The following is a 12,041-nucleotide window of genomic DNA, read 5'->3' on the forward strand; positions in this document are numbered from 1 at the left end:
CGATCCCGCAGGGGATCGGCCCGGTCTGGCACAGCGCCGCGACCGGTGCGGCGGCAGGTCATTCGAGGCCGATGCCCGCTCCCGGTCCCAGCGGCAGGCCGAAGCCGTAGAACACCGCGAGGAGGGCGAGCCACACCCCCAGGAACGGCACCACGAAGATCGCGAGGCGGGAGATGAGCGTGCCCAGACGTGCCTCGGGTTCGTAGCGCTGGAGCAGCGCCAGGAGCAGGAACACGTACGGGTTCATCGGGGTGATGACCGCGGTCGCCGAGTCCCCGATGCGGAACGCCGCCTGGCTGAGTGCCGGGTTCATGCCGAGGAGCATGAACGCCGGGACGAACACCGGTCCGATGAGGGACCACAGCGCCGAGCCGGAGATGACGACCAGGTTGAGGCACGAGACCAGGAGGACGAAAGCGACCAGGGCGCCGAAGCCGGTGAGCCCGATGGACTCCAGGAGCGCCGCGGCCTTCACGGCGAGCAGCACACCCAGGTTCGACCAGTTGAACACGGCGATCACCTGTGCGGCGACGAACATCATGACGACGTACCCCGCCATGTTCTTCACCGAGTCGGTCATCGCGGTGACGACGCCCTCCGAGCCGCTCAGTGTCTTCACCGTGAACCCGTAGACCATTCCCGTGAGCAGGAACGCGCCGAAGAGGACCGGGACGATGCCGGACAGCAGCGGGGAGGGCACCAGTGCCCCGCCCTCGCCGCGCAGCGGCGCGCCGGCGGGCAGCCACAGGGACAGCACCAGGGCCGCGTACGCGACGACGGTCAGGACGCTGAGCAGCAGTCCGCGCCGCTGGGCCGGGGTCAGCCGGATCTCGTCGTCCGCCGGCCCCTCGTCGCCGGACTCGTAGGCGGGCAGGCGCGGTTCGAGTACGCGGCTGATCAGGAAGCCGCCGAGCAGGCCGAGGACGAGGCTGCTGGTGGCGGTGAAGAAGTAGTTCGCGAGGATGTTGACCTCGACGTGGTGCGAGGCGGGCAGGACGTCGACGGCCTTCTGGGTGATGCCCGTGTAGAGGGCGTCGAGCGAGCCGATCGTGAACCCTGCCGCGTAACCGGCGGTGACGCAGGCGAAGCCGCCGATCAGGCCCGCTGCCGGATGCCGGCCGGCGCTCTTGAAGACGAGGGCGGCCAGCGGGGGCAGCACGATGGCCGCCACGTCGCTCATCATGTGCGCCTGGCAGGCGACCAGCGCCACCAGGTACGGCAGGAAGGCACGCGGCGCGCGGGCCAACGTCGCCTTCATCGCGGTCTCCAGCAGACCGGCCTTCTCCGCGACCCCCACCGCCATGATCATGAGCAGGACGGCGGCGATCGGCGGGAACGCCGCGAAGTTCGTGACGAGGTTCTCCACCAGCCAGCGCACTCCCTCGCCGGTGAGCAGGCCGGTCACGTGCCGGCGGTCGTCCGTGCCCGGCACGGTGACGGACACGTCGGCGAGCGCGAGGGCGGTGGAGAGCGCGGCGACGACCACGAACAGCGCTGCGAACAGGACGACGGGGTGGGGCAGGGCGTTGCCGGCCCGCTCGATCCAGGCCAGCACCCGGTCGACGCCGCGCGGCTTCTCCGCTCCGCCCGCCCCCTGCCCTGCGGCGGGTTGTTCCTTCACCGGGGACGTCATGGCCGCTGCCCTTCCCCACAGGACGCGCCGCCGACGAGCCCCAGGAGGTCCTTGCGGACGACGCCGTCCTGCACGACGCAGACGACGTTGCCCGGGTCACCGAGCACGCCGATGTCGGCCAGCGGATCGCCGTCGCACAGCACGAGGTCGGCGACGCGCCCCTCGGTCACCGTGCCCAGCCGGTCCGCCACGCCCAGGAGTTCGGCCGACGTCCGCGTGCCGGCGACGATCGCGGCCATCGGGTCCATGCCGAGGTCGACCAGGTAGGACAGCTCCATGAGGTTCACGCCGTGCGGGCCGACCGCGGCGTCCGTGCCGAGCGCGATCCGCGAGCCGCGCTCGATGGCCCGCGCGATGTTCTCCTTGGTCAGTCCGGACCAGCGGGTCTTCTTCTGGTAGTGGTAGTCGGGCATCGTGTCCTTGTTGATGCCCGCGTACACGGTGGACAGCGTCGGTACGACGAAGATGCCGCGTTCGCCTGCCAGGTCGATGGTCCGGTCGTCCAGGCCGTAGCCGTGCTCGATGCTGGTGACGCCACCGAGGATCGCGTTGAGGATGCCCGCGTTGCCCTGGGCGTGCGCGGCGACCGGCCGTCCGCCGTGCCGGCGTGCCTCGTCGACGACGGCGCGGATCTCCTCCTCCAGCAGGCCCTCGTCGTCCGGGTCGTCGTACGGGCTGCCCATGCCTCCGGTGGCGCAGACCTTGACCAGATCGGCGCCCTCGCGGATCACGCGGCGCACGGCCAGCCTGGCCTCGTCGGTGGTGTCGGCGAGTTCCGCCATGCCGTCGCTCAGGTCGGTGCCGTCCGGCAGGCGTACGTCGCCGTGGCCGCCGGTGTGGCTGATGACGCGGACAGCGGTCTGCAGCCTGGGCCCGATGATCCGGCCGGACTCGACGGCCGTACGGTAACCGGACGACAGGCCCGCCAGGTCGCGGGCCGTGGTGACGCCCGCGTCGAGGGTGTGCCGCAGCCGGGTGGCGGTGTCCAGGGTGACCAGGACCGGGTCGAGTTCGGCGCGGCGTCCGGGATGGGCACCATGGGCGTAGGACATGTGGACGTGGCAGTCGAAGAAGCCGGGCAGAAGGGTGCGTCCACCGGCGTCGAGGGTGCGGGCGGCGCCGGTTTCGTTCCGCCCTGTGGACTCGGGGGCTGTCGCGGCCGGTCCCGCGTAGGTGATGATCCCCTCGGCGTCAACGGTGACGACGGCGTCCTCCACGGGGGACGCGCCGGTTCCGTCGATGAGCCGGGTGTGGTGGATCCGCAACGGGACCCGGGCTGCCTGCGACGTGATGGGGTGTGTCATGACGTGTGCTCGCTCCTGCGCGTTCGGCGGTGTCCCAATAGCTGGAGGGGAGTATCGGATGCTGGAGTCACATCGGTGGGACAGCGCAGGTTCTGTGGCGCGATCCCCGGGATCGCGCAGAGAAGTGCCACCCATGACGGCGCAGGAAAGCTCCGCCGCCGGGACGCACCCGGCTGCCGGCGCCGCGTACGAACTGGACGAGCTGGACCGGGGTGTCGTCCAGGCTCTGCAGATCCAGCCGCGAGCGCCCTGGACCCTGGTCGGCAAGGTGCTCGGCGTCGATCCCGTGACGGCGGCGCGGCGGTGGCGCCGTCTGGAGGAGGCCGGGCTGGCCTGGGTCACCGCCTATCCGCACCTCAACGACGCGCGTCTCGTGGTGACGGGTGTGATCGAACTCGACACCGAACCCGGTGCCGCCGAGGAGGTGGCCCAGGCACTGGCCCGGCACCCGGCTCTCCCGAACGTCAAACTGACCGCCGGGGGCCGTGACGTGGTGGCCTCCGTCCAGACCCGGAGCCTCGACGAACTGTCCGCTCTCTCCTCGTCGCTGCCGCGCCGCACCGACGGCGTGCGCGCGACCCGCACCCACGTCTCGACGGGACTGCCGACCGAGGGCAGCCGGTGGCGGCTGCGCAGCCTCGACGCGGCGCAGACCGCCCAGCTGACGGAGACCTACCGGGCAACCCGGCGAACCGCCGAGTCACAGGCCGCACCGCCGCACTGGGACGCCCTCGATGCCCAACTCCTCGAACTCCTCAGCGTGAACGGGCGGATGTCACTGCGCGATCTGTCGAGCGCCACCGGCACACCGCTCACCACGGTCCGCCGTCACATGCGGTCGCTGGTCTCCGCACGTCTGCTGTTCCGCTGCGACCTGGCACGGCCGCTGTCCGGCTGGCCGCTGTCCGTCGTGTACTTCGCCTCCGTACCCGGCCAGTACCTGGAGGAGACCAGCCACAAGCTCTCCCGCGTCCCCGAGGTCCGTTCCTGCTCGATCATGGCGGGGCCCCACAACCTGGTCGTCGACGTATGGCTGCGTGCCCTGCACGACGTGCACGCCTTCGAGGCTCACCTCTCACGCGCGCTCCCCCACCTGACGGTCGCCGACCGCTCGGTGATCCTGCGCACGGTCAAGCACATGGGACGGCTCCTGGACCGCGACGGGCGCAGCGTGGGAGTCGTACCGCTGCGCCATCCGCAGGCTTGAACGACGGCGAGCGGCCCGCAGCACCAGCCTGGGGCCGATCACCGTTCCTCGCTCTGCGGCCTCTGCGGGTCACGGTGCCAGGACGTAGAAGATCTCGCCCTGCGTAGTTCACGAGCAGCGCCGGTGTTGGTGCGCAAAACCGTTGTCGCGCGTTCGCTTGACACCCTTTAAAGGTGCTCATAGGGTCCGCGTCAACTCTCGAACAGCTTTCGATATATCGAACACAGGCTCCGACGGGCCACAGCGATGCTAGGAGTTCTCTCGGCATGAAGAATTTCAGGGCAGTCACCTCGGTAGCGGTTCTCGCTTTAGCTCTGTCGGCCTGCGGACAGAGCGACGACAAAGACGACGAGGACAACGCCGAGGGAGCCACCATAGGCGTCGCGATGCCGACGAAGTCCTCCGAGCGGTGGATAGCCGACGGCGCGAACCTCAAGAAGGAACTGGAGGCGAAGGGGTACAAGGTAAAGCTGGTCTTCGGTGAGGACGACCCCGATCAGCAGGTTTCCCAGATCGAGAACTTGATCACGCAGGGCGTCAAGGCGCTGGTCATCGCAGCAATAGACAACAAATCACTGAACAACGTGACCCAGCAGGCCGCCGATGCCGACATCTCGGTCATCGCCTACGACAGACTCATCCTGGGCACCAAGAACGTGGACTACTACGCCTCCTTCGACAACGAGAGGGTGGGCGAACTGCAAGGCGGGTACATCGCCAAGAAGCTCGGACTGGCAGACGCACCCGAGAAGAAGTTCAACATCGAGCTGTTCGCGGGTTCGAACGACGACAACAACACGCGATATTTCTTCAACGGCGCGATGAAGGTTCTGCAGCCCTACATCGACAAGAAACAGCTTGTCGTCAAGTCGGGACAGACCGAGCTCAACCAGATCACCACTCTCCGATGGGACGGTGCCACCGCGCAGAAGCGCATGGAGGACATTCTCACCTCGTCCTACAAGAACGGCAGGGTCGACGCGGTACTCTCGCCCTACGACGGCATCTCCATCGGCATCATCTCGGCACTCAAGTCGGACGCCTACGGCTCGAAAACGAAACCCTGGCCGGTCATCACGGGCCAGGACGCCGAACTCGCCTCGGTGAAGTCGATCATTGCGGGGCAGCAGACGGAGACCGTCTACAAAGACCTCCGGAAACTCGCCAAAGTGACCGCCAACATGGTTGACGCGAAACTCCACAACAAAAAGCCCGAAATAAATGACACCAAGAGTTACAACAATCTGGTGAAGGTAGTACCCGCCTACCTGCTGCCCCCCGTCGACGTGGACAAGTCGAATTATGTGAAGGCACTCGTCGACGACGGCTATTACACAGCGGATGAGCTCAAATAGCAGCGACGGGGCGTACACCTCGTGGGCGACTCCCCCACCGCGGCCGCGGGCACTTTGTTCAGGAGCCGGATCCGACCGGTGACGAGCCGGGCGCCGATCTCGATGACGATCCCCCGTCCGCCCGGCCCGACGCCCCCGCCTGGACCACGGCGAAGCCGCGCAGTCCCAGACGGACCGTCAGGGCGGCTACCGCGGTCATGCCGAAGAAGACGGTGAGCCCCGGGTAGCGCCCCATGGCGTACGAGGCGGCCACCCACGCGGCAAGAACGGCCAGGGTGTCGGCGGGGCGGGACAGGGCGTACCACCAGGCTGTGCGCACCAGGGTGAGCACGGGCGCCTCCAGGTGCACGTACACGAAGGGCAGCTGGACCAGCGTGGCGGCGACCAGGGCGGTGGCCGCGACCGAGGCGGCGAACAGCACGCCGGCGAGCGGGCCGCCATGGGTGCGGGTCAGCCACAGGTCGAGGGTCAGCAGAGCCACGACGGCCGTGGCGCCGTATCCGACGGCGTTGGCCCGGAGCATCTCGGGGCGGGCCAGTCGCCAGAAGGAAGCCGCGGTGGACTTCTCGCGGCTGTCGGGGTCGGTCATCCAGCGGCGCAGCACCGCGAACACCGCGGCGGTGGCGGGGAAGAACCCCGCCACGACCGCGCCGCACAGGGTGGCCGCGAGCCAGAGCACGTTGAGCCAGGCCAGGCGGGCCACCCAGCCGCACGCGGTGTGGAGGAAGGAGTTCGGCTTCACGGCGGCACCTATCCCTTGACGGAGCCGACGAGCAGGCCCTTGCTGAAGTACCGCTGGGCGTAGGGGTAGAAGCACAGGATGGGCACGATGGCGAAGATCATGGTGGCGGCCTGGATGGACTGCGGGATGATCACGTGGCCGCCGACGTTGATCTGCTCGAACGTCGTGGCTTGTTTGTCGCCCGAGAGCAGCAGCTTGTAGAGCACCAGCTGGATGGGGGCGAGCTTGTCGTCCTGGAAGTAGATCAGCGGTACGAGGAACTGATTCCAGATCTGCACGGCGTAGAAGACCGCGATGGTGGCCACCACCGGGCGGGAGAGCGGGAAGTAGATGCGGCGCATGACCTGGAAGTCGTTGGCGCCGTCCAGGTGCGCGGCCTCCTCCAGCTCGTTCGGGATGGTGCGCAGGAAGGCGATGGTGATGATGAGCAGGAAGGTGTTGAACCCCCAGGGGATCACCATGACCAGCCAGTTGTCCACGAACCCGAGCCGGGAGTTGACGATGTAGGACGGGATGATGCCGGCGTCGAAGACCCAGGTGGCGATGAAACCGAGCATGATCACTTTGGCGCCGGCCAGTCGCGTCTTGGACAGCGGGTAGGCGGTCAGGTAGGTGATGGCGACGGAGAACAGGGTGCCGACGACGGTGTAGAGGACGGAATTGAGCAGGGCACGCAGGATGCCGAGGCGAGGCGTGGTGAGGATGTAGGTGTACGTCTCGATGTTGAAGCCCTCGGGCAGGATGTGCACCGAGCCGGAGGCCACCGCCCGGCCGTCCGAGAGGGAGACCGCCAGGATGTAGAGGAAGGGGTAGATGCACAGCAGTGCGATCAGCACCAGCACCGTGCTGTTGACGACGGCGAACACGCTCGGCCGGCGGCCTCGGGTGCGGGTGGCGGGTGGTGTGGTGGTGCTCATCAGAACGCTCCGGCGTCGTTGAACTTCTTCGCGGCCCGGTTGGCCGTGAGGATCATCACGAGGGCGACCAGGCCCTGGATCAGCCCGACGGCGGCGCCGTAGCTGTAGTCGGGGAAGCCTTCGGAGGCGAAGGCCTGGCGGAAGACGTAGGTCTGGATGACGTCGGCGGTGTCGTAGACGCTGGGGTTGTACATCAGCAGGATCTTGTCCAGGTCGACCGCGAGGATCTGACCGATGGCCAGGATGAGCATCACGACCATCATCGGCCGGATGGACGGCAGGGTGACGTGCCACATCTTCTTCCAGCGGTTCGCGCCGTCGATCTCGGCGGACTCGTACAGAGCCGGGTCGATCGAGGCCATCGCGGCGATGTAGATGATCGTGCCGTAGCCGAGGGTCTGCCAGATGTTCATCCCGATGTAGATCGGGCGGAACCAGTCCGGCTCGGTGAAGAAGGAGACCGGCTTGCCGCCGACGGCTTCGATCATGTCGTTGACCAGCCCGCCCTGCGGCGAGAGCAGGGTGTAGAGAATGCTGACCAGGACGGCGGAGGAGATGAAGTACGGCACGAAGCTGACCGTCTGGACCGCCTTGCGCAGCGACCGGGTGCGTACCTCGTTGAGGAAGAGCGCGAAGACGATGGGCACCGGGAAGCTGAAAAGCAGGGTGCCGAAGGCGAGGATCAGGGTGTTCCGCACCAGCCGCCAGGCATTGGGGTCTTCGAAGAACCGGGCGAACTGGTCGAACCCGACCCAGGGGCTGTCCAGGCCCTGGAACGGGCTGTAGTCCTGAAAGGCGATGACCAGGGCGCCGATGGGGGCGATCTTGAACAGCAGGAGATGGACGAGGCCGGGCACCAGCATGAGGTAAAGCAGTTTGTCGCGCCGTACTGCCCGTCCCAGCCGCCCGCGCGCCGACCTGCTGTGGGCGGCTGCGGGTTCGGGGCGCTGCGGTGCCAAGCGCGGGGGATGCGTCGTCGCCATCGTGGTTCCTTGCCTGCTCTAGCCGTTGTGGTGAAGTCGCCGAGTGCGTGTCGGCTCAGTTGTGCATGGCGTCCCAGGCCGCCTGCTCGATCTCCTGGAGGCGGTCGTAGCCGCGCTTGTCCCTGGCCTCGCCGACGAAGGCGTCCCACTCCTTCAGGGCGCGTTTGCCGGTCACGAACCTCACCAGTTCGGACAGCGCCCACGGCTGGAAGGAAGCGAGCAGGTTGGTCCGCTCGCGCAGTTGGCCGGCGTCGTACTTGATGATGGGCGTCTCTGTCAGGGACGTGGCGAAGTACTTCTCGGCGAACGAGCGCGTGAACTTGTCCATCCACCGGTAGTACGCCTGGTCGTCGACGGGGGCGGGGAAGGTCATGCGGTCCTGGAGGAAGTTCCACGCAGGAGTGCCCTCGGGCCGCTTGTTCTCGGCCTCGAAGGTGACCGTGTAGCGAGGCTGTCCGCCGACGACCTCGTACGAGGCACCCTTCTTGCCGTAGTGCATGGTGGTCTGCCCGGTCCTGGAGTACAGGTGGTCGAGGAAGGCCAGCACCTCCAGGGACCGCTTGGAGGAGGCGTTGATCGCCAGCACCTCGGTGACGTCCCACCGCGGTTCGGCCGGCACCTTCGCCACTTCGCCGTCACGGTCGAGGAAGGGGGGCAGGACCTTCATCGCGAACTTCGGGTCGTTGTCCGGGCCGCCGTTGCTGAGGAACCAGCTCGGCCGGGTGAAGAAGTCCTCGGCGACCGAGGCCTGGCCGCCGAGCATCTTCTGCTGCCAGCTGTCCTCGCTGGCCGCGCCGCTGACGAACTCCGGGTCGATGAGCTTCTCCGTGTACAGCGTGCGGTACCAGCGGATCATCTCCTCGAAGCCGGCGGAAGTCAGGTCGCCGATCTCCGGGGTGTTGATGCCGCGGACCGTGCCGCTGGTGACGGCCAGTTGGGCGCCGAAGACCTGGGGCCAGCGCAGGAAGGAGTCGCGTCCGGAAAGGGGGTAGTAATTGCGTGAGGTGGGGCCGAGCGTCTTGCGCAGGGCGCGCAGCGCGTCGGTGAACTCCTCGACGGTACGTGGGTCTTCGGTGAGACCGGCCTGCTCGAAGTGGTCGGCGCGGCCGAACGTCACGCGCGATATGCGCGGGGTCTCGGAAGGGAGGCCGTAGATCCGCCCCTTCTTGTCGGTGACCAGGTTGCGCAGCTCGCGGTGGTCGTCGAGGTATCGCTGGATGTGTGGAGCGTGCCTGCGGATCAGCGGTGCGAGGTCGAGGAACGCGCCCTGTGGTCCGTAGATGTCGGCCTGCGCCAGGTCGGCGATGACGGCGTCCTGCAGTTCTCCGTTGCCCAGGGCGAGATCGAGCCGCTGGTTGTAGGAGCCGCTCGGTCCGCCGGAGACCAGCTCGACGCCGACACCGGTCTGCCGCTCCAGCAGCGGGAGCCATCTCAGGTCGCTCAGCCAGCCGGCCTGCTTCTCGGGCAGACGGTAGGAGAAGGTCGCGCGCACCGTGCGCTTGTCGGGGGTCCGGAGGGCTGATCCTCCGGCGCACCCCGTGGCCCAGACGGCGATCGCCGCAGCGATGACCGCGCGCCGCGTCGGCTTGTTCCGCATTGAACACTCCCTCGGCGTATGTATCTCCGCCGGGGAAGGCCCCGATCAGCGGATGCGCGTACGCTACTCCGCGCTCCCGGGGCCTTGTCTAGCGTTGTGCGCAGATTTCTGAGGTAAATCTGCGCAGTCCGCGCGTTTGGTGGGTATCAGGGTCGCTCGATCGGCTCGTTCTGCGCGTTGCGTGCGTTGCCGTCGGGTGTCGTGGGGACCACGACCACGTCGCGTCCGGCCCGGCGGAACTCGTCGACGAGGTGCTCCGGGGCGCCGTCGTCCGTGACCAGGGTCCAGTCGGACTCCAGGCGCGCCCAGGACCGGAAGGGCCGGTGGCCCAGCTTCGCGGCGTGCGCCAGCACGTAGACCGTGTCAGAGCGGCGGGCCATCAGCTCCTTCAGGCGGGTCTGCTCCAGCTCGGCCTCGCACAGCGCTCCGTCGCTGGTGACCCCGTCCGCGCCCAGGAAGGCGACGTCGAAGCTCAGCCGCTCCAGGGCGGCCTCGGCCAGCGGCCCGACGAACGCGTTGCTGAGCGAGCGCAGTCTGCCGCCCAGGCACAGCGTGGTGATGTCCTCGCGGGACTGTACGTGGCCGAGGACCGGCAGACTCGTGGTGGTGACGCTCAGCGACGCGCCACCGGGCAGCATCCGGGCGACGAGGGCCACGGTCGTGCCGGCGTCGAGCAGCAGCGACTGCCCGGCGCCGACCTGGGCCGCCGCCCATCGGGCTATGGCGCGCTTGGCCTCGTACGCCTCGTTGTCCCGCTGGTCCAGGGAGGTCTCGGTCCCGCGCGATACGGCGATCGCGCCGCCGTAGGTGCGTGCGAGGCGGCCACTCGTGCTGAGCTGCGTCAGATCGCGGCGGATGGTGGAGGCGGTGACCCCGAACCGCGCGGCGAGCTCGTCGACGCCGGCGAGCCCGGCCTCCGTCGCGAGGCTGAGGATCTCCTCCCGCCGTTCACGGGACCGGAGCGTACGTCGCCTGCCCGAGGTGTCCTGCGTCGTCTCAGAGGTGTTCGCAGTGTTCGTCATGAGGCCGACTCTAGCCACTTTGCGCGAACCAGACTAAGTTCATGCGCAGAAAACGCAAGAATGGCGCGAGATGAGCGAACGAAGGAGCTACCGTGGACACGTCGACGACGGACCTGGACGCAACCGAGGGCAGGGTGCACCCCCGGCCGGGTGACACCTCCCTCGCCGAGGCGCTGCTGCCCACGCCGCACCCGGCCAACCACGCCTCGTTCGTGCAACTGCTGCCCGACGGCTCGCTCGGCTGCACCTGGTTCGCGGGCAGCGAGGAGGGCCGGCCGGACGTGTACATCTACTTCTCCCGGCTGCCGCCCGGTGCGGACCGCTGGCTGCCGGCCGTGCGCGTCTCGTGCGACGAAAAGCACTCCGAGCAGAACCCGGTACTGGCCTGTCTGCCGGACGGCACGCTCTGGCTGGCGTACACCGCGCAGGTGCGCGGCGCGCAGGACACCGCCGTGGTGAAGGTGCAGCGCTCGGACGACCTCGGCGCGACCTGGTCCGCGCCGCGCCCGCTCTTCGACACCCCCGGGATCTTCATCCGCCACGGGCTGGTGCAGCTGACCGAGGAGCGCTGGCTGCTGCCGGTCTTCCACTGCCACTCACTGCCGGGCCGTCAGTGGGACGGCGACTGGGACACCAGCGCCGTGGCCGTCACCGAGGACGCGGGACGGACCTGGCGTCAGGTGGAGGTCCCCGAGAGCACGGGTGTGGTGCACATGTGCATCGTGCCGCTGAAGGACGGCACGCTGGCCGCGTTCTTCCGCAGCCGGTGGGCCGACGCGGTCCACCGCTCGGAATCGACGGACGGCGGCGAGACGTGGAGCGCCCCGGTCGCGCTCGACGTGCCCAACAACAACTCCTCGCTCCAGGTCGCCCGGGTGGGCGCGGAGGACGACGAGCTGCTGATGGTGCTCAACCCGGTGGCCGCACCGCCGGGTTCGGCCGAGGGGGACCGTGTCGTGCCGGAGACCGAAGGGAAGGTCACGGCCGAGGGCGAGATAGAGCCGCTGAGGCGCCACGCCGTGTGGGGCACGCCGCGGCTGCCGCTGTCCTTGATGCGCTCGACCGATCGCGGGCTGACCTGGAGCCGTGTGCTGGATCTGGAGACCGAGGCGCCCGAGTCCATCGTCCGGGTGGAGTTCTCCTACCCGGCACTGGTGCCGGGGCCCGGCGGCGAGGCGCACATCACGTACACCTACGGCAGGGACGCCATCAAGTACGTACGGGTGCCGCGCGAGCGGATCGCGGGATAGCCAAAAGTGCGGTGCCGGGGCGCTGTGCCCC

The 12,041-nt window shown here is 68.4% G+C and carries 10 protein-coding genes; 3 read left to right on the top strand and 7 right to left on the bottom strand.

The window, feature by feature from the left end; translation table 11 throughout:
- Positions 1-58: 58 nt before the first annotated feature.
- Positions 59-1,633 (bottom strand): AbgT family transporter, encoded by a 1,575-nt coding sequence (locus ACFWGJ_RS19160; RefSeq protein WP_387325764.1) that lies wholly within the window; start codon positions 1,631-1,633, stop codon positions 59-61.
- The gene (locus ACFWGJ_RS19165) at positions 1,630-2,937 is read right to left on the bottom strand and encodes an amidohydrolase family protein (protein WP_387325766.1); all 1,308 of its coding nucleotides are present in this window, start codon (positions 2,935-2,937) and stop codon (positions 1,630-1,632) included. Before ACFWGJ_RS19165 ends, ACFWGJ_RS19160 begins: the two co-directional genes overlap by 4 nt.
- Positions 2,938-3,070: 133 nt before the next feature.
- On the opposite strand from ACFWGJ_RS19165, the gene ACFWGJ_RS19170 reads away from it, so the two are divergent.
- Together ACFWGJ_RS19170 and chvE are read left to right on the top strand one after the other, a co-directional pair.
- Positions 3,071-4,144 carry an Lrp/AsnC family transcriptional regulator gene (locus ACFWGJ_RS19170; protein ID WP_387325769.1) on the top strand — a complete coding sequence of 358 codons (1,074 nt, stop codon included), beginning with the start codon at positions 3,071-3,073 and terminating at the stop codon, positions 4,142-4,144.
- Positions 4,145-4,410: 266 nt separating this feature from the next.
- Positions 4,411-5,499 carry a multiple monosaccharide ABC transporter substrate-binding protein gene (gene chvE / locus ACFWGJ_RS19175; RefSeq protein ID WP_387325772.1) on the top strand — a complete coding sequence of 363 codons (1,089 nt, stop codon included), beginning with the start codon at positions 4,411-4,413 and terminating at the stop codon, positions 5,497-5,499.
- A gap of 58 nt (positions 5,500-5,557) precedes the next feature.
- On the opposite strand, the gene ACFWGJ_RS19180 is transcribed toward chvE, so the two are convergent.
- The 5 genes from ACFWGJ_RS19180 to ACFWGJ_RS19200 all read right to left on the bottom strand — a co-directional run bounded on the left by ACFWGJ_RS19180 (position 5,558) and on the right by ACFWGJ_RS19200 (position 10,760).
- Positions 5,558-6,241 carry a YesL family protein gene (locus ACFWGJ_RS19180; protein WP_387325774.1) on the bottom strand — a complete coding sequence of 228 codons (684 nt, stop codon included), beginning with the start codon at positions 6,239-6,241 and terminating at the stop codon, positions 5,558-5,560.
- An 8-nt stretch (positions 6,242-6,249) separates the two neighbouring features.
- Positions 6,250-7,158: a carbohydrate ABC transporter permease gene (locus ACFWGJ_RS19185; protein ID WP_387325776.1), complete on the bottom strand. Its 909-nt coding sequence runs from the start codon at positions 7,156-7,158 to the stop codon at positions 6,250-6,252.
- Positions 7,158-8,141 (bottom strand): ABC transporter permease, encoded by a 984-nt coding sequence (locus ACFWGJ_RS19190; protein ID WP_387325778.1) that lies wholly within the window; start codon positions 8,139-8,141, stop codon positions 7,158-7,160. Before ACFWGJ_RS19190 ends, ACFWGJ_RS19185 begins: the two co-directional genes overlap by 1 nt.
- Before the next feature lie 55 nt (positions 8,142-8,196).
- On the bottom strand, positions 8,197-9,738 hold the full coding sequence (locus ACFWGJ_RS19195) for an extracellular solute-binding protein (protein WP_387325781.1): 1,542 nt from the start codon (positions 9,736-9,738) through the stop codon (positions 8,197-8,199).
- Positions 9,739-9,884: 146 nt separating this feature from the next.
- Positions 9,885-10,760 (bottom strand): DeoR/GlpR family DNA-binding transcription regulator, encoded by an 876-nt coding sequence (locus tag ACFWGJ_RS19200; protein WP_387325784.1) that lies wholly within the window; start codon positions 10,758-10,760, stop codon positions 9,885-9,887.
- Positions 10,761-10,852: 92 nt separating this feature from the next.
- Here ACFWGJ_RS19200 and ACFWGJ_RS19205 point away from each other — a divergent pair, with 92 nt between their 5' ends.
- Entirely contained in the window at positions 10,853-12,010 is a 1,158-nt protein-coding gene (locus ACFWGJ_RS19205) for an exo-alpha-sialidase (protein WP_387325787.1), read from the top strand.
- Positions 12,011-12,041 lie beyond the last annotated feature (31 nt).

The sequence above is a fragment of the Streptomyces sp. NPDC060205 genome (genome assembly GCF_042728395.1).
Classification (GTDB): Bacteria; Actinomycetota; Actinomycetes; order Streptomycetales; family Streptomycetaceae; genus Streptomyces.

Coding starts and splice junctions, on each gene's coding strand:
- ACFWGJ_RS19160 (WP_387325764.1), bottom strand. CDS start 1,633: ATGACGTCCCCGGTGAAGGAACAACCCGCCGCAGGGCAGGGGGCGGGC.
- ACFWGJ_RS19165 (WP_387325766.1), bottom strand. CDS start 2,937: ATGACACACCCCATCACGTCGCAGGCAGCCCGGGTCCCGTTGCGGATC.
- ACFWGJ_RS19170 (WP_387325769.1), top strand. CDS start 3,071: ATGACGGCGCAGGAAAGCTCCGCCGCCGGGACGCACCCGGCTGCCGGC.
- chvE (WP_387325772.1), top strand. CDS start 4,411: ATGAAGAATTTCAGGGCAGTCACCTCGGTAGCGGTTCTCGCTTTAGCT.
- ACFWGJ_RS19185 (WP_387325776.1), bottom strand. CDS start 7,158: ATGAGCACCACCACACCACCCGCCACCCGCACCCGAGGCCGCCGGCCG.
- ACFWGJ_RS19190 (WP_387325778.1), bottom strand. CDS start 8,141: ATGGCGACGACGCATCCCCCGCGCTTGGCACCGCAGCGCCCCGAACCC.
- ACFWGJ_RS19195 (WP_387325781.1), bottom strand. CDS start 9,738: ATGCGGAACAAGCCGACGCGGCGCGCGGTCATCGCTGCGGCGATCGCC.
- ACFWGJ_RS19200 (WP_387325784.1), bottom strand. CDS start 10,760: ATGACGAACACTGCGAACACCTCTGAGACGACGCAGGACACCTCGGGC.